Origin of the sequence: Janthinobacterium sp. PLB04 (assembly GCF_021165895.1) — a bacterium.
Lineage (GTDB): Bacteria > Pseudomonadota > Gammaproteobacteria > Burkholderiales > Burkholderiaceae_D > Janthinobacterium > Janthinobacterium lividum.
Genome location: NZ_CP088968.1, coordinates 2,573,021 through 2,593,006, shown reverse-complemented (window position 1 = coordinate 2,593,006; position 19,986 = coordinate 2,573,021). Strand labels below are relative to the sequence as shown.

The following is a 19,986-nucleotide window of genomic DNA, read 5'->3' as shown; positions in this document are numbered from 1 at the left end:
AAAAGGCATACGATTGATTTCCATCAGACAGTTCCGCTATTTTGTCGAAGTCGTCGATGCGGGCAGCTACTCGCGCGCGGCGGAAAAGCTGTACATCGCGCAGTCGGCCCTGAGCCGGCAAATCAAGGAGCTGGAAGGTGAAGTACAGGCCCTGCTGCTCACGCGCGACGCGCGCCATATCGAACTGACGCCCGCGGGACAGGTCTTTTATGAGCGGGCCAAGCGCATCCTCGAAGACATCGACGAAACCGTGCGCCAGACGCGCCACGTGGGACAAGGGGCGCAAGGCATCGTCCGCCTGCTGCATTCGAGCTCCGTCACCCTCACGCCCGCCATCGGCGCGGTGCTGAACCGCCTGCTGGCGCAGTTTCCCGGCGTTTCGCTCGATGTATCAAAAGGGTCATCGGAAAACCAGGCCGCCGACATCGAGGAAGGCCGCGCCGACCTGGGCCTGGTGCGCCTGCCCACCCTGCGCAAGCAGGCCAACATCGTCGTGCGCGAGCTGTTTACAGAAAAGCTGGTGGTGGCCGTGTCAGCGACGTCGCCATTGGCCGCGCTGGAACGCACGACCATCGCCGCATTGCGCGACGAAGCCTTCGTCTCGATTCCGCACAAGGACCGCGGAGGCCTGAGCTACCTGGTGGCGGGCCTGTGCCTGGCGCAGGGCTTTTTCCCCAAGGCGGCGCGCGCCCTGTCGCGCAAGACATCGCAGCTGAACCTGATCGAAGCCAATATGGGCATCGCCATCGTCCCGGACAGCATGCGCCTGGTGGCGCCGCCCGGCGTGCGTTTTATTGCGCTGCCGGACGAGGAATCGCATTCCGTCGTCGGCCTGATCTCGCCGCGCGCCGCCAGCGGCATGGTGGCCGCGTTTACGGAGGCGTTCGTGCGCGAGATGAATGCGCTGGCAGCGGCGGATTAACCCTCCGCATACAGCGCCGCATCCACGTCGCGCACGGCCGCCATCAGCAAGGCCAGTTTCATGACATCGAGCTTGCCATCCGTGCGCACGCGCGAGCACAGGTCGATGCCGTAGGGGCGCACCTGGCGCAGCGCGTCGGCTACGTTGGTGTCGTCCAGCCCGCCTGCCAGGAAAACGGGACGGGGACTGGCGCGCACGAAGCGCGCGCTGATGCTCCAGTCATGCGTGCGGCCCGTGCCGCCCAGTTCAGGCACGGCAGCGCCGGGGCGGCCCGAATCGAGCAAAAAAGCATGCACATGGGGCGCATAGGCGGGGATCAGCTCCAGCGCCTGCGGCCCTTCCACGTGGATCACCTGCACGCGCCGCACGTGCGGAAGCAAGCTCGCCAGCTGCGCCACTTCGCCGGGGTCGATATGGCTGACGATCTGCACGGTGGACGGCTGCGTGGCGCGCACGTGTTCGGCGATGGCTTGCGCCGTCGTCTCGGACGTCAGCAGAAACGTGGCCACGGGCGGCGGCGTCCAGGCGGCGATCTGCGCGATGCGCGCGTCGGGAATCGGGCCGGGGCCGGATGGCATGGCCGCCACCAGGCCCAGCGCGTCGGCGCCGGCGGCAATGGCCAGTTGCGCTTCGTCGATGGAAGCGATGCAGCAGATCTTGATGCGGGTTCTCATGGCCTTGCGTAATCAGTCGGGATGATCAACATTACAACACAGGGCGGCACACGCGCCAAGACACGCGGTCAAGGCCGCGCACGATTGTGTGCCGGAATGGGACGCGCCCACCTCGTCTCGACGGAAGGCCACGCCATGCCGCCGCAACACCACCACCAGCGCGGCAGCGGGCAGGGGCCGCTCCTCTGGCGCCTGATCGTCAGCCCGCGCTGATTGACATGCGCCAGGCGGCGGACGATACTTGCTTTATCCGGAATCGCCATTGGAACGTCACTGGAACAGCAGCATGCGTATCGTCGACTTTGAAGTCCGCAAGGAGTGCCCGCCGCAGTTGTGCGATTGCGAACGCGAGCGCCTGCTCGACGATGCGCAGGCGGACCTTGCCATCCTGCGCCTGAACCTGACGGAAGAAAAGCGCCTGCTGGCGCACATCGAGGGCATCGCCACCCATGCACAGTTGCAGAAGCTGCAACTGCTGCTGAAAAGCAACCTGGGCGTGGACTTGCAGATTGCACCGGGCAGCGGCGAAGTGCGCACCGTGCGCGGCTTCCAGATCCGCCTGCTGGAGCGGCCCGGCCTGTGCCGCAAGACGCGCGCCGCCATTCCGGCCGCCGTGCGCCGCTGCCTGGCCGCACATCCCGAGATCGCGTTTGCGATCTTGAATGAAAACGATTTGCTGGGTGGGGTGTGAGCCGACATCATTGTTGGCCTGGCCGTGTCGGATTACGCGGTTCCCGCTAATCCGACCTACGCCGTGCGGATGGGAATGACCTTGCCCTTCGCTTCACGCGCCCTTAACTGCCCGCAGCCGCCCTCCACGTCCTGCCCGGCCGAATCGCGCAATTTGGTCAGCACGCCGCGCGCGTGCAGGCCGGCGGCAATGGCGCGCGCCTTTTCCCAGCTGGGGCGCCTGAACGGCAAGTCGTCGATGGTGTTATACGGGATCATGTTCAGCACCGCATATTTCCCCTGCAGGAGCGCGACGATGCCATCCATCTCGTCCTGGCCATCGTTGACCCCTTCCATCAGTGTCCACTGGTACTGCACCGGGTAGCCGGTCAGGCGCGCATACGACTCGCAGAAGTCCACCAGTTCGCGCGGCGACAGCCTGGGCGCGCGCGGCAGCAACTGTTCGCGCAGCTCCGGCTTGGTGGTGTGCAGCGACAGGGCCAGCGCCGGCTTGACGCGACCTTGCGGCAGGCGCTCGAAGGCGCGCGGGTCGCCCACGGTGGAAAACACGAGGTTCTTGTGGCCGATATTGCCCTCGGTGCCCAGCAGCTCGATCGCTTCCATCACATTGTTGAGGTTATGCGCCGGCTCGCCCATGCCCATGAAGACGACTTTTTTCACGGGGCGCAGGGTGCGCGCCAGCACCACCTGCGCGACAATTTCTCCGCTGCTCACTTGCCGTATCAAGCCATCGCGGCCCGTCATGCAGAACTGGCAGCCGACGGCGCAACCGACCTGGCTGGACACGCACAAGCCATCGCGCGGCAACAGCACGCTTTCCACCGTCTGGCCATCGTGCAGTCCCACCAGCAGGCGTGCCGAACCGTCGGCGCCCGGATGGGTGCTGAGCAATTTCAGCATGCCCTGCAGCTCGAGATCGAGCGCAGGCAAGGCCTCGCGCACGGGCAGCGGCAAAAAATCCTCGGCGCGGCGCCGGCCCTGGTCGTGCGGCTGGCCCTGTATCCAGTCGCGCAGCACGCGCTGTTCGTGCAGGGGCTTGGCGCCCAGGGCGCGCAGGCGCTGGCGGAGATGGTCGATTTGCATGGCGTCTGAAATAAAAAAACGGCGCGCCGGCAGGAATGCGAGGCGCGCCGCGGATGGCAAGGAGGAGCTTAGACTTTTTTCACGAACTCGGTTTTCAGGCTCATGGAACCGAAACCGTCGATCTTGCAGTCGATATCGTGGTCGCTGTCGACCAGGCGGATGTTCTTGACCTTGGTGCCCATCTTGACGACACCGCCGCCGCCCTTCAGTTTCAAGTCCTTGATGACGCTGACCGTGTCGCCGTCCTGCAGGATATTGCCGGCCGCATCGCGGTACACGCGAGCGCCCTCTTCCGCCGCTTCACCAGCCGTGGCCGACCATTCATGCGCGCATTCAGGGCAGATCAACTGGCTGCCATCTTCGTACGTGAATTCGGACTTGCATTGCGGGCATGGTGGTAATGTGCTCATTTTATTCTCTGTCTGGTGAACAGCGCGTGCTGTAAAAGCCGACAGTATAGTGCCTACGCCCCGCATCAGCGCGCTTTTTTCGCCATCATTGTCAAGGACGGCGAATAATCTCGATGGTGCTGTGGACAATTTCCTCGTGGATGCCGATGCGCGCGCGCAGCTCGGCGCCTGTCAGCGCGGGATCGCGGCTGACGACGGACAAGGCGCACGAATACAGCTGCTTGCCGACCCGCCACACGTGCAGGTCGACGATGCGCGGCGTGTCGCCGGCGCTTTCCACTTCCACCGCCTCGCGGATTTCAGCCACCACCGGATGGTCCATTTCGCGGTCCAACAAGACCTTGCCCGTCTCCTGCATCAGTTTTTTCGCCCACAGCGCCACCAGCACGGCGCCCGCGATGCCCATCACGGGATCGAGCCAGCGCCAGCCGTAAGCCCACGCGCCGCCCAGCGCAAGGATGGCCAGCACGGACGTAGCGGCATCGGCCAGCACGTGGATGTAGGCGGCCTTCATGTTCAGGTCTTCGCCATGGTGGTGACCGTGATGGTCATGCTCGTCGTGGCCGTGACCATGGTGATGGTCATGGTCATCGTGCCCGCCGAGGATCAGCGCGCACACGAGGTTGACCACCAGGCCGAAGGCCGCCACGGCCATCGCCTGCGGATAGTGGATGGGCTGCGGCGAGAACAGGCGTTCGACGGAAGCGGCCACCATCAGCACGGCCACGCCCAGCAGCAGGATGGCGCTGGTGTAGCCGGCCAGTACTTCGATCTTCCACGTGCCGAAGGCAAAGCGCGGGTCGCGCGCATAGCGGCGCGCGGCCGCATACGCAAACGCGGCCAGGCCGATGGCCAGCGCGTGCGAACTCATATGCCAGCCATCGGCCAGCAGGGCCATGGAGTTGTACCACCAGCCGGCGACGATTTCCAGCGCCATGGTGGCCAGGGTGATCCACATGACGATGCGCGCACGGCGTTCGGCCCTGCCATTGCTGCTGTCAAAAACGTGTTCGTGCTGCCAGGCGGAGAGGTCTTCGCCGAGGGATTGCGCTTTCATGGCATTCTCCTTATTTGAGGTAGGTGCGCAGGATGCCCGCGATGTCGTCGGCGCCCCTGGCCCGTTCGTCGCCGGAGATATCGGGACTGGCCACATGCTCGCGCAAGTGCTCTTCGATCACTTCGGCCATCAGGCCGTTCACGGCGCCGCGCACGGCGGCGATCAGCTGCAGCACTTCGCCGCAGTCGCGCCCCTCTTCCAGGCTCCGCTCCAGGCCCTCGACCTGGCCGCGGATGCGCTTGACGCGATTAAGCAACTTGGTCTTGTTGTGCGCCGTGTGTCCCATGATTTCACCTCAATAAATACTATAGGGGGGTATACTATCAGAAACCGCTACGGCCACGGCCAGGCGCAAAAAAACCGCGCATCGCGCGAACGATGGCGGCTCCGTCAAGAAGGCGTGTCCTCGTCAGGGCGCGGGGGCGATCTTCTGCAGCTTGCTGGCCAGCGAGGCATCGGATAATTCGCCCAGGTGCGTATCGACCAGTCGCCCCTGCGCATCATAAAACAGGGTGGTGGGCAGGGCCGAGGAGCCGGCCGCCTTGCCCAGCGCCGCCTCGCTGTCGAGCACCACATTGCGCAGGGTTACACCGCTTCTGTCCAGGAAAGCGCTGGCCGCCGCCGCATCCTCGCGCTGGTTCGCATACACGAAGACGATGTCGGCGCGCGCCTGCTGCGCGGCAGCCAGCACGGGCATCTCGCGCCGGCATGGCGGACACCAGCTGGCCCACAGGTTGACCACCATGGGCTTGCCGCCGGCCAGCGCCGCCAGGGTCACCGGCGCGCCACCGATAGCCCGCAGCGCCACGGCCGGCAAGGCTACCGGCTTGTCGTAGGCCAGCGAGATCCCTGCACTCAGCACGCCCCAGGCCAGCGCGCCGGACGCGACGCTGATGGCCAGGGGACGGCGCATGGCCGCCATGGCGGGACGCCGGCAGCGCCACGCGGCGATGGCCAGGGCAGCCGCGATGCCGGCCGGCGCCATGAAACCGCCATCGCGGATATTGATGATGGACCAGGGCGCCGCCGAGGGGGAGCTGAAATACTGCTCGTGCCAGCGCAAGACGAATGCCAGCCGCGCCGCCAGCAGGCCTGCAATCAGCATGTCGGAAACGAGAGGGCCGGCATCCGGCAGCTGGCGATAGCGCCGCAGCCAGCCCGCCACGCCGTAGGCGACGCACAGGAAAACGAACAGCAGGACGAGGCCCGTGGGCAGGGCCAGGGGACCGATTTGCAGGGACAGCATGGGCGCTTTCAGGAACGTCGAGGGACGGCCATTGTGGCCCATGCGGATTAAGCGGGCGTTAAGAAGCGGCCAACGCTTCCTTGCGCACGAAATGCATGGCTTGCGGCTGGTCGACCAGCACGCACTGCTTGCCCGTGCGCTTGCAGTGGTCATGCACGCGCCAGTAGGCGTCGTGGCTGACGCAGCCCGTCTGGCAAATCACCAGGTCGGCCGCCACCAGGCCCGCTTCCAGCGCCGCCGCATCGTCAGCGCCATCATCGCCGCCCGCGTGATGCAGGAAGCGCCCGCCGGCCTGCTCGATGGCTAGTTGCGCCGCGTTGGCGCCACCCGCATCCTGGCCCGGCTCCAGACTTGAATAGTGGCCCACATATAGCACGGCCTTTTCGCGCACGTCGGCCTGCAAGGCGGGCGACGGCACCCACTGCAGGCGCAGCAATTCACGCATCAGGTCCTGCACGCGCTCACCGAGCCACTCGACCTTGCGCGCCAGCCGTGCCCGCGTGGGCAGGCCCGGTGCCGCAGCCGCCAGTTCGGCCAATTCGTCGCGCGCCAGCGCCAGCTTCGTATCGCGGATCACGACCTGCGCCCGCGCGCGCATCAATTCCGATTCCAGCTGCGCGATGCGCGCTGCCTGCGCGGCCAGCTGCGCACTGCAGCGGGCCTGCGCCCGCCCATACTCGCCCATCAGCACGCGATGCTCATGCGCGATCAAATCCTCATTGCCGTACATACTGCCCATCATGCCCTCCCTCACCATGCATGGCGCCATGGCGCCGGCCCATCGCCACCCCATTGAGCCGCATTATAAATGAGAATCATTATTATTTGTCTATGCGCGTGCGCGCAGTAGGGGTATCGGGTGGCCGCCAGCGTCACACAGCCGGTGGACAAGACAGCAGGCGCTGCCATACGTCATCCTGCACCTGCCGCACATGCCGCAGGCCGTCAGGGCCACGATAGATTCCCAGCGTGTTCGGCCACGCCATATCGATGAACAACAACCGTGCCGGATCGATCAGCAGGGACTGCCCTACATAATGCCCCTTGATCTCGCCCTTGTTGACGGTCAGAATGCGCGCGCCGCCCGCAAGCGTCCGCTCGTCCAGCGCCACGCCGCTGCGCTCGGCCACATCGCGCAGCCAGCGTTCGCGCCAGCGCGCCTGCTCCTCGAACTGCCCCTCTGGAGGCCGGTCCAGCTTGACGACGGCCGCCACGGGACCGTCAATGCCCGCCTGCAGCGAAAATCCCATGCGTTGCTGCAGCTCGACCGTGTACGTCTCGCCCTTGACGTCGATCTGGTAGCGCCCCGTCCCGTCCTGCACTAGCAGGCCAGCCTGATGGTAGGAAGGTTTGACGCAATTGGCGTACTGATAGACGAGCACGTCAAGAAACGGGGGTGCGGCCGGCGCGGATGCCGCCATGGCGGGCGACAGGGTGGCACACAGGGCCGCGGCGGCCGCGCATTGCATCGCGCATTTCATCATACTCATGCTTGCTCCGATTCATGTGGAAGACGATGGCAGCCGACAAATACCCAGGGCGCGCCATCTTGTCGCTCATAGTAGCTATTTTGTATATTTCTTTCTGGCACACGATTCAATTGAATCACGCTTGTTCGATCACTCTTTCTACGGTGTAATCTTGCAAACACAAGGAACAAGAATGCAAACGCTGGACGAACAGGATTTTCTGGCCAGGCGCAGGGAACCGCGGCTGTCATATGCCATCTATCTTGAAAGCAAGGAAAGCCAGGACGAGGGCTGCGACATGGTGGAAGCCGGCTTGCAACAGCCGGAAGAAGTGCTGCGAAATATTCCACCAGAAAACTTCATGACGGCTACGCGCCAGCGGGCCTGGGATGGGATCGACCAGCTCGCCCTCGCCTACAGCGCCGGCCACCCGCTCGACGAGTTGCGCGCATCATATCCCACGATACTCGGCTACTGGCTGGCCTTTGCCCGGTATGACATGATATTTGACGCTCAGGCCAGCGAAGCCGAACAGGGATTTCCCCACTTCGCCCTGCCCGGCGACGCGTATGAACAAGTCAACCGCATGGTCTGCCTCGGCATTCTGCTCGGCTGGGGCAGTTTGCTGCCCAAGCTGGCGCCGGTCATCGATTTCAACAACCATGAAAAGGATGGCTTGCTGGAACGGCTGCTGGCCTGCTTCGTCGCCGGCAGGGATAGCGCCTGGCCCGCATGCACGCGCCACCGGCCCTACATCAACACACTCAAGATATTCGCGGCAGAAAAAGATGCGCGTCCCGCGCTGATGCAGGAGTACCTGCGGCAATGGTATGACGCCAGCCGCCGCGAGCCCTATTACGACAGCCACCAGCGCGATACGTCGTTCTGGGGCTACTGGTCGTGGGAAGCGGCCGCCATCACCTGCGTGCTCGGCATCGACGACAGCAGCTATCGCGACGCGCCCTTCTATCCGGCCGACCTGGCGGCATTCTGCCGGATACAAGGGATCGGCCCCTGCGCATGAAAGCCGTCGCCGCCGTCACCGTCACCGTGGTTGCAGGACTCTACTTCGCCCTGCCCGCGCTGTCGCGTGCCGCCGAGCGCAAGGCGCGCCTGACTGGGGAACTGGCGCGGCAAAAACGCTTTTTGAAAGATATGTACAGGCTGCAGGACAAGACCACCGGGGAATCTGCCGACGGGGCATATCAACTGCGCTACCTGATTGACGAGTACGAAAAATCCATCACCTATCTGGAAACGTTTTCCACATGCAGCGGCACCCTGGCGGCGTGCGACCAGCAAGCCACTGCAGCGGCCCGCGCGCCATGACGGTTGTTCAGGCCGGCACCTGCGCGCCGGCATGCAAGCGGAGCCAGAACGGCGCGGCGGGCCAGCGCTGCTCCCAGCCGTAATACTGCTGGCGCTGCGCCAGGTACTGCGCATGGCGCTGCGCTACCGTGTGCGCCACCGCGCCCAGGGTGGCGTGGCCGGCGATGGCGCCAGCGGCCGCCATGCCGTTGGCCAGCGCCTTGACGATGCCTTGCGAGGTGACGGGATCGTAGGCCGAAGCGGCATCGCCGATGGCCAGCCAGCCGTCGCCATGCAATTGGTCGAGGCAGTAGGACGGCGCGGGAAAACTCTGCACGCCGCCTGCCAGCGGCACCGCGCCGCGGGCCAGCGCGGCCGTGTTGGGCGCGGCCGCCAGCCATGCCAGCCAGTGTCCGGCAAGCTGCAGGCGCCGCGCCTTGACGGTGGCCGCATCGCTGTAGAACGCCAGCAGCAAGGTGGCGTCGGGCAGGTGGGCGCCATACCACCAGCCATGTTCGACGGCTTCCAGGTGCGTCAGGCCGGAACGGGGGCCATCGGGCGCCGCGAAGCGCATGGCCAGGCAGACCAGCGGCAGCGTTTCCACCTTGCGGCTGCCGCGCTGGCGCGCGAAGACGGCGCGCGTGCCGCTGGCGTCGACCACCAGGTCGGCATGGATGCTGGCCGGGCGCGGGTGCGCCGGATCGCCCAGCATCAATTCCAGGGCAAAGCCGCCGCCTTGCTCCGGGGCCGACGCGGCCAGGCTGGCGCGCAGCAGCACTTCCGCCCCGCGCAGGCGCGCCTGGCACGCCAGGAAGCCATTGAAGCGGGACCGCTCCAGGTGCCAGCCGTGGCCCAGCGGATGCAGCAGCGCGTCGTTGTAGCCGCGCTTGGCGCTGCCCCACCAGGAACAGCTGCCATGGCAAGGCGCATGCGCTTCGGCGAAAAATTCCTGCGCAATGCCCAGCGCCTGGAACAGGCGGTTGGCTTCGGGCGGAATGCTCTCGCCGATGCGAAATTGCGCGTAGTCGCCCGCCTCGATCACGAGCACGTCGTGCACGCCATGCTGCGCCAGCGCCAGCGCGCAGGCGCAGCCGGCCGGGCCGCCGCCGATGATGGCGACCCGGTAGCGCTGCCGCGATGGCGCTACCGCGCCGGGACTGTCTGTTACCGCCGCCATCAGGGCTTCGGTTTCGGCTGCGGCTTCGGCCGGTACACCTTGTCGATGGCCGTGTTGCGCCAATACTCGACCAGGTTGCTTTCATCGCTGTCGAACAGGCTCTCGACTTCCAGGTAGTAATCCTTGCAGATGGCCTTCTCGCCCGCCTTGCGCGCAATCGCCGTGCTTTGCACGACCACGCCGATGCGGTGCCAGTTCAGCAGGAACTGCGCGCGGTCCTGGTAGCGGCCCACATGCATGGCGGGCCGGTCGATTTCCGCATTTTCCGGGGTGGTCGACGGCACCCCATCGGCCCGCGTGCCTTTGCCGCGCACGGAGTAGCGCGGCGTCGCCAATTCGCCGCCGTTGGCGACGACGTCGTCGTACGTGTACACGGCCACGGGCCGCTGCGCCGGCCAGGAGGAGTACAGCAAGGTATTGTAGCCATTGCCCTTGATCGCCGTGGCCGCATCGATCGCCTGCTGGTTATTGCGCACCGTGCCGCCGGGATTCGGGTCCGGCAGATGCGTGGCGCACGAGTTGTAATCGGTATGCCACGGCAAGGCCATGAACTTCGACACGTCGCCGGGCTGCACCTCGCCGCCGCGCAGCGGCATATAGCCGGCGCCGAGGAAAGGCCGGTCCCTGACGGCGGCCGGGTAATCGAGATGCTGTGCATTGATACGGAACGGGCCACCGCCATCATGGCGCCGCCACGCCTGCCGGTACAGGCCGGGGTCGCGCACGATAAAACCCATCTCGATGCCGGGGCTGTAGCGGCCGCCCAGGCAGTTGAACAGGACGGTACGGTCGAGCGCTTCGCCCGCGCCCAGCAGGAAATCGCCGCTGTCGGCCACATACCGGCCATGCGCCCATTGATCCATGAAAAAATACTGGGCACGGGTCAGGGTCAGCAGGCTGCTGCCCGCATCGCCCAGCGACAGCGGCATTTGCGGCTTCAGCGACGGCGCGCCCGTCTGGTCGGGATGGCGGATGAAATTCATGATCGGGTAGGTCAGGCCTGCCGCCTTCATCTTGCCCAGCAAGTCGTGCTCCTTGATCGCCCTGGGCGGCAAGCTGGTCGTCCAGCGCTGCAGCGAGGCCGCGCGCAGGATGGGCTGGACGTCGGTGCTGAAGTTGCTCCGGTAGCCCGCCTGGTAGCTGCCATCCGCATACACGGCGGGCCGCAGCGCCATTTTTTCCAGCCAGGTGCAATACAGGTCGTCCCACAGTGACACGACGTTCGCCGTTTGCGGCGCATACGACGGGTCGCTCGATATCACCCAGGCGCTGCCCTCGACGCTGCGCGCCGTGCCGTCGGCGAAGAGCAGCATGGCCGTGACGGGGCCATCGGCCACATCATCGAACCAGTTGTCGTTGTTGACATTGTCGTCCAGGATGGCGGTGGCCGAATAATTACCTTGCGCGTCGAAGCCGCATGCCTTGCCATAGCCGCCCAGCACCAGCAATCGTCCATTCTTTTCCGTCGTGATGGCGCCCAGCGACGCGATGATGGCGCCAGGGCCCTGCGCCGGCGCGCCAGGCTGCCCGCCGCGCGGGAACGACACGGGGTAGTCGGGCAGGCTGCGCACGGCGCCGCTGGCCGCCTCCGCGCACGACGGCGACGTGGCGGCGTCGAATTGCTGCACCGACTGGCGCGAGGCTTGCACGCTGCGCGGTCCGGGGTCGATGACCAGCAGCTTCAGGCGCAGCGGGTCGGCCGGCGTGCCGAAATGCGGCGAGCCCGGCTCGCCAAAGTGCGGATTGCGCAGGGCTGGCGCGCCATTGTTTTGGAAGGGCGCCACGCCGTCCCCGCCCTCCCAGCTATTGGCTTTCTTGTTGGCCAGGTGCACGGTCCAGACGATGTCCTTGACGATCTTGCCATCGACCATGCTGCCGATGGCCACTTCGGCCGCCGCGCCCCGCCGGCCCAGCGGGTAGCTTTCCACGCCGTCCGCCGCGTCGAACGCATACTGGTAAATGCGGAAGCGGGCCGCCTGCCGCTTGAGCTTTCCGCTGGCGTCGCGCAATTCGGTGCTGGCGATTGCCGTGTCTTCCGTGCCGGGCCGGATCGGCAAGCCGCCCGTGCCATCCTGGCCATCGAGCGGCATGCCGGCCTGGCTTTCCGGGCCCAGATAGTATTCTTCGCTGTTGCCGACGCGGGCAATGCCGATGGCCGGGTGAATTCTCAAACCTGTGTATGCCATGCTGAACTCCTGATCATCAAGGGTGTCTGTGCCGGTTGGCCAACGCATCACGGCTGCATGCCGTCCCTGACCCACTGGTCGAAGATATCGATGCCCTCCTGCGGCATCGGGCCGTCGGGCGGCATCGGGTGCGGCGCGGACTTGACATACTCGCCTTCCCGCCCTCCCGGCGCGCGTAGGCGGTGCCCAGCCTCCACCAGCCATTTTTCCTTGCGGCTGTCATAGTCGTAACCGTGGATGGCCACCTGGATCTGCCACGCAAACGCCTTCACGCTCGCATAGTCGTTCAGATACAGCCGCTGCACGCCCGTCGAATCCGGGTTCGACAGCTTGACCTTGTTCATGTCGGCCACATAGCGGGAAAACAGGCCCTGCACATCGCGCTTGAAGCTGGTTAGTTCGCTCATGGCTTGCTCTCCTCATACGTGGGTTCGGCAAGTTTGCGCCGGTCGACAAGCTGGATCACGGGCGTGGAAAAATCGCCTTGCCGTATCAGGCCGCGGCCCTTGTCATTGGTGGTGATGGCCGCCGTGATGCGCCAGGTCTGCCTGCGCTTTTTGGGAACCAGGCTGTCGACGATGCCGGTGATATCCGTTTCGATGACATACTTGTCATGCTGGTGATGGCCGGACAAGGCCCAGTGGCTGGTGCTGATCACCAGGTAGCGGTCGCGGAACGACTTGTCGCCGATGCGCGCGGCCACGTTGGCCGGATACAGGTAGATATCGGCCTGAAAACTGTAGTCTTCGTCCGCATGGGCGCGGTCCAGCACCATGTTGGCCCGCTTGTCGCTGGCGACCCGCCGCGCCGGGATCTTGTAGGCCCCCGTGACGGTCAGGTCTGGCCTGGCAACCGCGCCATCGGCCGCATCGTCGCTGAGCAAGGCGGCGAACAGGCTTTTCTGGTTGTCTCCAAACACGAAACCCGCCTGCTGGTGCCGGTCGATCAGGGCCTGGATATCCTTCTTGCGGGCAAACTCGCCGCCATAGCGCGGCTGGAAGCCATAGCCCTGCCGGATCGTGTCGAAGTACAGGTTCGCCTGGCCCATGTTGGCCGTGTAGTCGCCCGAATCACCGCGCTGGGCATCGCCACTGCCTGCGCTCCAGCCGACGGGCCGGGACAGGCTGGCGTCCTGCTCGCTGCGCATGAACGCCGTGCGCCCGCTGCCGCGTATGCCCGCATCGCCATGCTCGTCGAGCCACTTCTCGAAACTGTAGTCGAGGAAATTATGGAAAGCATAAAACAGCGGATCGAGGCCGGCCGTGACGTTGTCGCCCATGTTGCCGCCCATATAGGTGGCGTGCATGTGATTATGGATCTTCGTTTCCAGGTTGCCGCCGCCCAGGCTGCCGTATTCGTCGCCGCCGAAATCGGCCCAATCCATGTAGTAGATCTGGTAGGCCAGCAAGTTGGGCGAAGCCGTGGCCAGCGAGCTGTCGAGCCCCTCCTTCTTGCGCGTGGCGTCGTACAGCGGCGAATCGACGTCCTCGAAGGCTTTCGGATAGCGCACGCCGGAAGGCTTGCGGGTGAAGTTCCAGTACGGCAGCGCGACATTGCGCGTGCTGGGCCCCCGCTCGCCGTTCGGGTCGGCCGCCTGCAAGGCTTGCTCATAGAAATACAGCTGCGCCCGGTGCCATTGCAGGAAGGTGTTTTTCTGGTGCTCGCACTCGCCGGGGAATTCCTCGTGGGCATTGTCCTCGGTCGCCACCTTGTCGAGAAAATAGGCAATGTCGCAGCTGTTGCGCGTGGGATCGCCCAGCAACTGCTTCAGCCTGTCGCCTGGCAAGGCCGCCTGGCGGTCATTGAAGACGTCGACGGAAGTGCAGTTATGCACCCACGCTTGCCACAGGAAGCCGCGCCGGTCGTACACGTTTTCCTGGCTCTTGCGTTTCATTTCGCTCACCGCATGCTTGAAGGCATCAAGCTCGGCCGGGGTCAGTTCATCGATATTCTTGCGGTAGCGCACGACGCGCGCGCCGCCCGGCTCCGCCTGGGCCAGCAGTTCCGGGCGGCAAGATACGGCCGCCTGCGCTTGCGCCCCGCTACAGACGCCTGCGCACAGCAGGCCGGCCAGGAGGGGAAGAAGGGAAGTTTTCATGCGTAACATGGGCAGTTGCTCCAGAGGCAGGTTGGGAGGGGCGGAAGCGCGCCGGGCACGCTCCCGCCAGGAACGGTCAGTGTCCATGTCCGCCCATGTCGCCGCCACCCTTGCCATCCGGCAGTACCACCTTGACGTTCTGCATCATGCCCTGGTCTTCATGCTCGAGGATGTGGCAATGCAGCACGTACTCTCCGATGTAGCGCTGGTAACGCGTGGCGATCTCGATCTTGTGATTGGGGATCACCAGCAAGGTGTCTTTCCACGTGCCGAGCAGATCCTTGTATTGCGCATCGACCGCGCCGCCGTCGGTACGGGTGATGCCGATGATCTGGAAGGGGTTGACGTGGATATGGAAGGGGTGGCTGCCATTCTTCGACGCCAGCTCCCAGATCTGCTCGGTGCCCAGCACCAGCGTGTGGTCGACGCGGTGCGGATCATAGACATACTTCAGCTCGGGTACCGGCGAGTCTTCCGGCTTGCCTTCCACCATGAAGCGGGTCTTGCCATCCAACTTGGCAATATTGAAGGTGGCATACTCCTTCTTCTTGCCGCGCATCGCGTCCTTTGCTTCTGCGCTGAAGCCCGCATGCGGGACGAACTTGGCAAGCTTGAGACCATTCTCCAGATCGCCGAGGATGGTGCCCTTGACGCTGTCGGGCAACTGCGCAACGGGCAGGCGCTTGACGGCATTGCGCAACTCGGCCAGCAGGAAATCGCGCGGCGACTCGCCCGCCCTGGCACGCGCGGCAGCCTTGGCGCTGGTCTTGGCCGTGATCACGCTGATCAGGCGCGTGTTGTTGACGTCATGCATCGTCGTCATGTTATTGAGGTTCGTTTCCGCATACACGCAATACGCGCCGGCCTTCGGCAGCGAAAACAGGATGTCGCTGCGGTAGCCCGGCTGCAGGTAATTGAGGGTCTTGGGGATGATCCTGTCGTGCGTCAGGCCGTCGCTGGCCACTTCGAATTGCGTAACGTCCTCGCCATCGCACAATTCCATCACGTCCTTGTCCTGGTTGGCCACGCTGAGCGCCTGCAACAGCTTTTGCGGATCGTTGGCACGGCGGATGCGCAGCACCACGGAAGCCTGGAAGCCCGTATCGATCAGGCGCCAGCGGTACAGGCGCTGCGTGTCCATCTTCATCACCGGCTGCACCTTGCCGTTGACGGAGGTATAGCGGCCCGACATCAGCCAGGCATCGGGATCCTTGACCTGCTTGAAATCCTCGAGCATGCCCACCGCCTCCTTGTCGCACGGCTTCAGCGGCGTCAGGCTGTTGCTGGGGCAGTCATAGGGAATTTGCTGCAGCAGCATCACTTCGCCGGCGCTGCCGCTGCCATCGTCGGGCTGGAATTGCTTCAGCACGACGTCGAGGTCGCCATTTGCCTTGTCGGTCGGATAGCGGTCGCCTTCGACCACCAGCGCGCCGGCCATGCCGCTGGCGACCTGCATCGCCGTCGCGCCATGCTGGTGCGGGTGATACCAGAACGTGCCGGCCGGATGGTCGATGGGAATATTGTATTCGTACTCGAAATCCACCTCAGGCTTGATCGATATCAGCACATTGTCGCTATTGCCCGAAGGCGAGACCCACAGGCCATGCGAGTGCAGATTGGTGTCGTTGAAGCAGCCAGGCGGACGCGGCGCATTGATATCGTCCGTCGCACACTGCTCGGCCGGCAGCACCGGCAACTGGTTGTACAACCTGAAGCGCACGGTTTGCCCCGGCGCCATCACGACGGTGGGCGCCATGAAGGTGGCCGCATTCTCGTCGCGTCCATCGAGCGCCAGGCCGCTCGTCTGCTGGTAGGAGCGCAGGCGCACCTTGTCATGCTTGGCCGTGGTCGGGTTATAGATGCTGCCGTTGGCGTAGCGGATGTACAGGTCGTACGCTTTCTCGTACTCATCGCGCTTGCTTGCCGCGCGGTTGGCGGGCCTGGCGCGGGCCTTCAGTTTCGGCGGCTCCTGCAGCAGGCGCAGCTCGAGTTTGGGCACGGACTTCAGGTTCAGGTCGAGATTCATATTCACCGTGGTTTCCGCAGCGAAGGCGGCACCGCAGGCGAACGGCATGGCGGCCAGGCACAGCGACAGACAGCTGCGGGGAAGGCGATTGGACATGACAACTCCTTGATTGGACTCGGCAATGGAAGCATGGCTGGGCATGCGTATTTTTTATTAGTAACATTGCTATTATCCATAATGACAAAGAGTCAATACTCACACTAAGTCACTTGTTGTTTTTATTGCTGAGGTAACTGGGGCCGACGGGGGAGCTGGCTGCTGAAGCCTGAGATGGGGGGACGGCGTTGGCCGCTGCGCGGCCAACGTGCCGCGCGAAGCGCGGTGGTTGGGCGATTCGGAGAGGGCTGGGCCGGCACGGCCCAGCCCTTCGAATCCCACCGTTCCGTCCAGACAAATAAAAAAGCCTCCCGCAGGGGAGGCTTTTTTATTTGATTCTGGCGGAGACGGTGGGATTCGAACCCACGATACAGGTATAAGCCGTATGCATCCTTAGCAGGGATGTGCCTTCGGCCACTCGGCCACGTCTCCTAGCTGATTACTCAACTATGTCTCTGTAGCTAACTGCGCTGCAGCGACGAACGTCATAATATCGATTGCCCCCCCTTTGGTCAAGGGCGTGGGGCAATATTTTTGGATATTTAAGCTTTTTCCAGCTCGAACGCTTTATGCAGCGCGCGCACGGCCAGTTCCATGTACTTTTCATCGATCAGCACGGAGATCTTGATCTCGGAAGTGGAGATCATCATGATGTTGATGCCCTCTTCCGACAGGGTGCGGAACATTTGCGATGCGACGCCAACATGGCTGCGCATGCCCACGCCGACGACGGACAGTTTCGACACTTTCGCGTCGCCCGTGATGCTGGCCGCGCCCAGCGATTCGCGGTTCGCTTCCAGCACGGCCAGCGCGCGCGCGTATTCGCCGCGCGAGACGGTGAAGGTGAAGTCCGTTTTACCGTCGACCGACTGATTCTGTATGATCATGTCGACTTCGATGTTCGCGTCCGCCACCGGTCCCAGGATGTGGTACGCCACGCCTGGGCGGTCGGGCACGCCGAGCACGGTGATTTTGGCTTCATCGCGGTTGAAGGCGATGCCGGAGATGACTGCTTGTTCCATGTTTGTATCTTCCTCAAACGAAATCAGGGTGCCTGAATTGGCTTCTATTTCCAGCGGCAACATCGGGTCGGTCAGCGACGACAGCACGCGCGTGGGAACGCGGTAGTTGCCGGCAAATTCCACCGAACGCGTTTGCAGCACTTTGGAACCCAGCGAAGCCAGTTCCAGCATTTCTTCAAAGGTGATGGTCTTCAGGCGGCGCGCCTCGGAGACCACGCGCGGGTCGGTCGTGTAGACGCCGTCGACGTCCGTGAAGATCAGGCATTCGGCCGCCTTCATGGCGGCGGCGATCGCCACGGCCGAAGTGTCGGAACCGCCGCGGCCCAGGGTCGCGATGTTGTCGTGTTCGTCGACGCCCTGGAAACCGGTAATGATGACAATCTTGCCCGCATCGAGGTCGCGTTTGACTTTTTCGTCATCGATCGACTGGATGCGTGCCTTGGTAAAGGCGGAATCGGTCTTGATCGCGACTTGCCAGCCAGCATAGGATACGGCTTGTTTGCCGATCGCCAGCAGTGCCATCGACAATAGGCCGACGGACACTTGTTCGCCTGTCGAGGCGATCATGTCAAGTTCACGGGGATCGGGTTGATCCATGATTTCCTTGGCCAGTCCAATCAGGCGGTTGGTTTCGCCCGACATGGCGGATGGCACCACCACGATTTGATGCCCAGCGTCGTGCCACTTGGCAACGCGCTTGGCGACATTCTTGATACGGTCAGTCGAGCCCATCGACGTACCGCCATATTTGTGGACGATTAAAGCCATAAGAGTGAAGTTTCCGCTCAAGAAGAATAAAAAAGGAGGGCTTTACTCTACATGCCGCAATGCAAAATAACAAGCTAAAAAGCGCATTAGCTCATACCGATTGCGCATATGGAAATAACCAATCCATGCAGTCCAGCTGGCTTGAACAGCCGCTTGGCGGCTACCCCGGGAGTGGCCGTGGCGGCTGCCCTTACGCTCAGCAGGAGAGCCAGCGCAAGGCGACGCGGGGACGGTCCAGCAGGCTCAGGCAATGGCAGTCGAGGCCAATACCAGCCGCGTACAGCAATTGTTGCGCCGCACAGACAAGGGGCAGGCGTTCGCGCTCCCAGGCGGGCACGTCAAACGCCTGGTAATGGTATTTCAAGCTCTTGGTGGGACGGTTCAAGGCCAGTTTCAGGCGCTCGCCGCCCTGGCGGAAATCGATGGTCAAGGTCTGTGCTTTCAGCCAAGCAATATCGATGCCCTGGCCGCCCTCTTCCACCGCATCGAAATGCAGCACGCCGCCATACGCGGGAAAGGCCAGGCTGGCTTCGCCTTGCCAGGTAAATTGCTGGCTGGCTTTTTCCAGGCCGGGAATGCCCGCATCGTCACGCTCGCGCATGCCGGCCAGGTCATCGAGCTTCGGCGTCAGGTACAGCCGGTCGCGGTGGCGCCGCACGTGGCATTCGGGATGCGTGACCAGCAATTGCGCATCGGGCCGCGCTTCCAGCAGCTGCGCCAGCATTTCCGCCAGCCACGCCGTCGACGGCATGCGCAAGCCGCGCGTGCCGAACCAGTGGCGCAGCAGGTTGTAGCATCGGTCAGCGCTCAGCGCGCGCAATTTCGCCAGTTCGATGCAATCGCCATCGAGGCACGCTGCCAAATCCTGCGTCGCCAGTTCCGTCAACAGGCGCTGCGCCGATTGCGCGTGCTGGGCGCTGCGGGCAAAACGTTCCTGGAAGCCGGGAAAGGCCTGCGCCAGCACGGGCATCACCTGGTGCCGCAAGGCATTGCGGGCAAAGCGGGGATCGTCGTTCGATTCATCGTGGATGTGCGCGATCGCATGTTTCGCCACATAGACCTCGAGCTGCCTGCGCGACACGGGCAACAGCGGGCGCGCCATCACCAGGTCCGGGTTGGCCAGCAGCTCGGGCGCGCTGTTGGCGCCATCCATGCCGGACAAGCCCGCCGTGCCGGAGCCGCGCAGCAATTGCAGCAACACGGTTTCAGCCTGGTCATCCTGGTGGTGGGCCGTCAGCAGCAGGCGCACGCCATGCGTGGCGCACAGTTCGCCCAATGCCGCATAACGGCGCTTGCGGGCCGCCTCTTCCGTGCCCGTTTTCGCATTCTTTTCCAAGGTGACCTTGCGCGCTTCGAAAGCGATGCCCATGCCGGCGCACAATTGCTCGCAATGGGCCAGCCAGGCATCCGCATTCGGGCTCAGACCGTGGTGTACGTGAAACGCGTGCAAGGCCACGCCATGCTCTTGCGCCCAGGCATGCGCCAAGTGCAGCAGGGCCGAGGAATCGAGGCCGCCGCTCAGGGCGATGCCGACCGTCTCGCCGGCTTGCGGTCCGCAGGTTTCCAGCGCGCTGGCAAAGATATCGGCGACGGTGGCGGTTTGTTGCTTTTTCAATGTGGACTCCGGGAATGCAAAGAGGGACAGGCGGCTAAACGGATGGTGTCGTTTAGCGGACTGTCCCTGGTGTTTTACTGTCTTGTCGGCTTACGTCTTGTCGGCTTACGCTGCGCTAAGCCGACCTACGCCGACCGGC

The 19,986-nt window shown here is 64.0% G+C and carries 19 protein-coding genes and 1 tRNA gene; 4 read left to right on the top strand and 16 right to left on the bottom strand.

Annotation, left to right across the window (positions count from 1 at the left end; translation table 11 throughout):
- The first annotated feature begins 13 nt into the window (after nucleotides 1–13).
- Nucleotides 14–922 (top strand): LysR family transcriptional regulator, encoded by a 909-nt coding sequence (locus tag LSO07_RS11510; protein ID WP_151094253.1) that lies wholly within the window; start codon nucleotides 14–16, stop codon nucleotides 920–922.
- On the opposite strand, the gene LSO07_RS11505 is transcribed toward LSO07_RS11510, so the two are convergent.
- The gene (locus LSO07_RS11505; protein ID WP_151094251.1) at nucleotides 919–1,596 is read right to left on the bottom strand and encodes a phosphoribosylanthranilate isomerase; all 678 of its coding nucleotides are present in this window, start codon (nucleotides 1,594–1,596) and stop codon (nucleotides 919–921) included. The genes LSO07_RS11510 and LSO07_RS11505 overlap by 4 nt on opposite strands.
- Nucleotides 1,597–1,882: 286 nt before the next feature.
- Here LSO07_RS11505 and LSO07_RS11500 point away from each other — a divergent pair, with 286 nt between their 5' ends.
- A complete protein-coding gene (locus tag LSO07_RS11500; RefSeq protein ID WP_151094249.1) occupies nucleotides 1,883–2,287 on the top strand; it encodes a hypothetical protein in 405 nt (134 codons plus the stop codon).
- Nucleotides 2,288–2,343: 56 nt separating this feature from the next.
- Here LSO07_RS11500 and LSO07_RS11495 read toward each other — a convergent pair whose 3' ends face one another.
- The 7 genes from LSO07_RS11495 to LSO07_RS11465 all read right to left on the bottom strand — a co-directional run bounded on the left by LSO07_RS11495 (nucleotide 2,344) and on the right by LSO07_RS11465 (nucleotide 7,572).
- Nucleotides 2,344–3,369, bottom strand: a complete 1,026-nt coding sequence (locus LSO07_RS11495) for an RNA methyltransferase (RefSeq protein WP_151094247.1) — start codon at nucleotides 3,367–3,369, stop codon at nucleotides 2,344–2,346.
- A gap of 68 nt (nucleotides 3,370–3,437) precedes the next feature.
- Entirely contained in the window at nucleotides 3,438–3,779 is a 342-nt protein-coding gene (locus tag LSO07_RS11490) for a zinc ribbon domain-containing protein YjdM (protein WP_034784061.1), read from the bottom strand.
- A 91-nt stretch (nucleotides 3,780–3,870) separates the two neighbouring features.
- Nucleotides 3,871–4,836 (bottom strand): CDF family Co(II)/Ni(II) efflux transporter DmeF, encoded by a 966-nt coding sequence (dmeF, locus tag LSO07_RS11485; RefSeq protein WP_151094245.1) that lies wholly within the window; start codon nucleotides 4,834–4,836, stop codon nucleotides 3,871–3,873.
- 10 nt (nucleotides 4,837–4,846) lie between these two features.
- Nucleotides 4,847–5,122: a metal/formaldehyde-sensitive transcriptional repressor gene (locus tag LSO07_RS11480; protein WP_151094243.1), complete on the bottom strand. Its 276-nt coding sequence runs from the start codon at nucleotides 5,120–5,122 to the stop codon at nucleotides 4,847–4,849.
- Nucleotides 5,123–5,245: 123 nt separating this feature from the next.
- Nucleotides 5,246–6,082: a TlpA disulfide reductase family protein gene (locus LSO07_RS11475; protein ID WP_151094241.1), complete on the bottom strand. Its 837-nt coding sequence runs from the start codon at nucleotides 6,080–6,082 to the stop codon at nucleotides 5,246–5,248.
- Nucleotides 6,083–6,140: 58 nt separating this feature from the next.
- On the bottom strand, nucleotides 6,141–6,680 hold the full coding sequence (locus tag LSO07_RS11470; RefSeq protein WP_170846451.1) for a DUF2325 domain-containing protein: 540 nt from the start codon (nucleotides 6,678–6,680) through the stop codon (nucleotides 6,141–6,143).
- A 274-nt stretch (nucleotides 6,681–6,954) separates the two neighbouring features.
- Nucleotides 6,955–7,572 carry a hypothetical protein gene (locus tag LSO07_RS11465; RefSeq protein WP_151094239.1) on the bottom strand — a complete coding sequence of 206 codons (618 nt, stop codon included), beginning with the start codon at nucleotides 7,570–7,572 and terminating at the stop codon, nucleotides 6,955–6,957.
- A gap of 172 nt (nucleotides 7,573–7,744) precedes the next feature.
- On the opposite strand from LSO07_RS11465, the gene LSO07_RS11460 reads away from it, so the two are divergent.
- Complete coding sequence (locus LSO07_RS11460; RefSeq protein WP_191909649.1) at nucleotides 7,745–8,575, top strand: PoNe immunity protein domain-containing protein; 831 nt, start codon at nucleotides 7,745–7,747, stop codon at nucleotides 8,573–8,575.
- Nucleotides 8,572–8,880 (top strand): hypothetical protein, encoded by a 309-nt coding sequence (locus LSO07_RS11455; RefSeq protein WP_151094235.1) that lies wholly within the window; start codon nucleotides 8,572–8,574, stop codon nucleotides 8,878–8,880. The genes LSO07_RS11460 and LSO07_RS11455 overlap by 4 nt, the downstream gene beginning before the upstream one ends.
- A gap of 7 nt (nucleotides 8,881–8,887) precedes the next feature.
- Here LSO07_RS11455 and LSO07_RS11450 read toward each other — a convergent pair whose 3' ends face one another.
- From LSO07_RS11450 to tilS, 8 genes are all read right to left on the bottom strand, one after another.
- Nucleotides 8,888–10,036, bottom strand: coding sequence for an FAD-dependent oxidoreductase (locus LSO07_RS11450; protein ID WP_151094233.1), 1,149 nt, complete (start codon nucleotides 10,034–10,036; stop codon nucleotides 8,888–8,890).
- Nucleotides 10,036–12,222: a LodA/GoxA family CTQ-dependent oxidase gene (locus tag LSO07_RS11445; RefSeq protein ID WP_151094231.1), complete on the bottom strand. Its 2,187-nt coding sequence runs from the start codon at nucleotides 12,220–12,222 to the stop codon at nucleotides 10,036–10,038. Before LSO07_RS11445 ends, LSO07_RS11450 begins: the two co-directional genes overlap by 1 nt.
- A gap of 47 nt (nucleotides 12,223–12,269) precedes the next feature.
- Complete coding sequence (locus LSO07_RS11440; protein WP_070259248.1) at nucleotides 12,270–12,629, bottom strand: hypothetical protein; 360 nt, start codon at nucleotides 12,627–12,629, stop codon at nucleotides 12,270–12,272.
- On the bottom strand, nucleotides 12,626–14,329 hold the full coding sequence (locus LSO07_RS11435; RefSeq protein WP_191909648.1) for a tyrosinase family protein: 1,704 nt from the start codon (nucleotides 14,327–14,329) through the stop codon (nucleotides 12,626–12,628). The genes LSO07_RS11440 and LSO07_RS11435 overlap by 4 nt, the downstream gene beginning before the upstream one ends.
- Nucleotides 14,330–14,396: 67 nt before the next feature.
- Nucleotides 14,397–16,442 (bottom strand): multicopper oxidase family protein, encoded by a 2,046-nt coding sequence (locus LSO07_RS11430; protein WP_191909647.1) that lies wholly within the window; start codon nucleotides 16,440–16,442, stop codon nucleotides 14,397–14,399.
- A gap of 339 nt (nucleotides 16,443–16,781) precedes the next feature.
- Nucleotides 16,782–16,874, bottom strand: a tRNA-Ser gene (locus LSO07_RS11425).
- 110 nt (nucleotides 16,875–16,984) lie between these two features.
- Nucleotides 16,985–18,232 carry an aspartate kinase gene (locus tag LSO07_RS11420; RefSeq protein ID WP_034784049.1) on the bottom strand — a complete coding sequence of 416 codons (1,248 nt, stop codon included), beginning with the start codon at nucleotides 18,230–18,232 and terminating at the stop codon, nucleotides 16,985–16,987.
- 196 nt (nucleotides 18,233–18,428) lie between these two features.
- A complete protein-coding gene (tilS, locus tag LSO07_RS11415) occupies nucleotides 18,429–19,847 on the bottom strand; it encodes a tRNA lysidine(34) synthetase TilS (protein ID WP_151094225.1) in 1,419 nt (472 codons plus the stop codon).
- Nucleotides 19,848–19,986 lie beyond the last annotated feature (139 nt).

Excerpts from the sequence above, each read along its gene's own strand:
- LSO07_RS11490 (WP_034784061.1), bottom strand. The coding sequence starts at position 3,779 with ATGAGCACATTACCACCATGCCCGCAATGCAAGTCCGAATTCACGTAC.
- LSO07_RS11480 (WP_151094243.1), bottom strand. The coding sequence starts at position 5,122 with ATGGGACACACGGCGCACAACAAGACCAAGTTGCTTAATCGCGTCAAG.
- LSO07_RS11445 (WP_151094231.1), bottom strand. The coding sequence starts at position 12,222 with ATGGCATACACAGGTTTGAGAATTCACCCGGCCATCGGCATTGCCCGC.
- LSO07_RS11495 (WP_151094247.1), bottom strand. The coding sequence starts at position 3,369 with ATGCAAATCGACCATCTCCGCCAGCGCCTGCGCGCCCTGGGCGCCAAG.
- LSO07_RS11450 (WP_151094233.1), bottom strand. The coding sequence starts at position 10,036 with ATGGCGGCGGTAACAGACAGTCCCGGCGCGGTAGCGCCATCGCGGCAG.
- LSO07_RS11435 (WP_191909648.1), bottom strand. The coding sequence starts at position 14,329 with ATGTTACGCATGAAAACTTCCCTTCTTCCCCTCCTGGCCGGCCTGCTG.
- LSO07_RS11420 (WP_034784049.1), bottom strand. The coding sequence starts at position 18,232 with ATGGCTTTAATCGTCCACAAATATGGCGGTACGTCGATGGGCTCGACT.
- LSO07_RS11500 (WP_151094249.1), top strand. The coding sequence starts at position 1,883 with ATGCGTATCGTCGACTTTGAAGTCCGCAAGGAGTGCCCGCCGCAGTTG.
- LSO07_RS11455 (WP_151094235.1), top strand. The coding sequence starts at position 8,572 with ATGAAAGCCGTCGCCGCCGTCACCGTCACCGTGGTTGCAGGACTCTAC.
- LSO07_RS11440 (WP_070259248.1), bottom strand. The coding sequence starts at position 12,629 with ATGAGCGAACTAACCAGCTTCAAGCGCGATGTGCAGGGCCTGTTTTCC.
- LSO07_RS11465 (WP_151094239.1), bottom strand. The coding sequence starts at position 7,572 with ATGAGTATGATGAAATGCGCGATGCAATGCGCGGCCGCCGCGGCCCTG.
- LSO07_RS11475 (WP_151094241.1), bottom strand. The coding sequence starts at position 6,082 with ATGCTGTCCCTGCAAATCGGTCCCCTGGCCCTGCCCACGGGCCTCGTC.
- LSO07_RS11460 (WP_191909649.1), top strand. The coding sequence starts at position 7,745 with ATGCAAACGCTGGACGAACAGGATTTTCTGGCCAGGCGCAGGGAACCG.
- LSO07_RS11470 (WP_170846451.1), bottom strand. The coding sequence starts at position 6,680 with ATGCGCGCGCGGGCGCAGGTCGTGATCCGCGATACGAAGCTGGCGCTG.
- LSO07_RS11430 (WP_191909647.1), bottom strand. The coding sequence starts at position 16,442 with ATGTCCAATCGCCTTCCCCGCAGCTGTCTGTCGCTGTGCCTGGCCGCC.
- dmeF (WP_151094245.1), bottom strand. The coding sequence starts at position 4,836 with ATGAAAGCGCAATCCCTCGGCGAAGACCTCTCCGCCTGGCAGCACGAA.
- LSO07_RS11505 (WP_151094251.1), bottom strand. The coding sequence starts at position 1,596 with ATGAGAACCCGCATCAAGATCTGCTGCATCGCTTCCATCGACGAAGCG.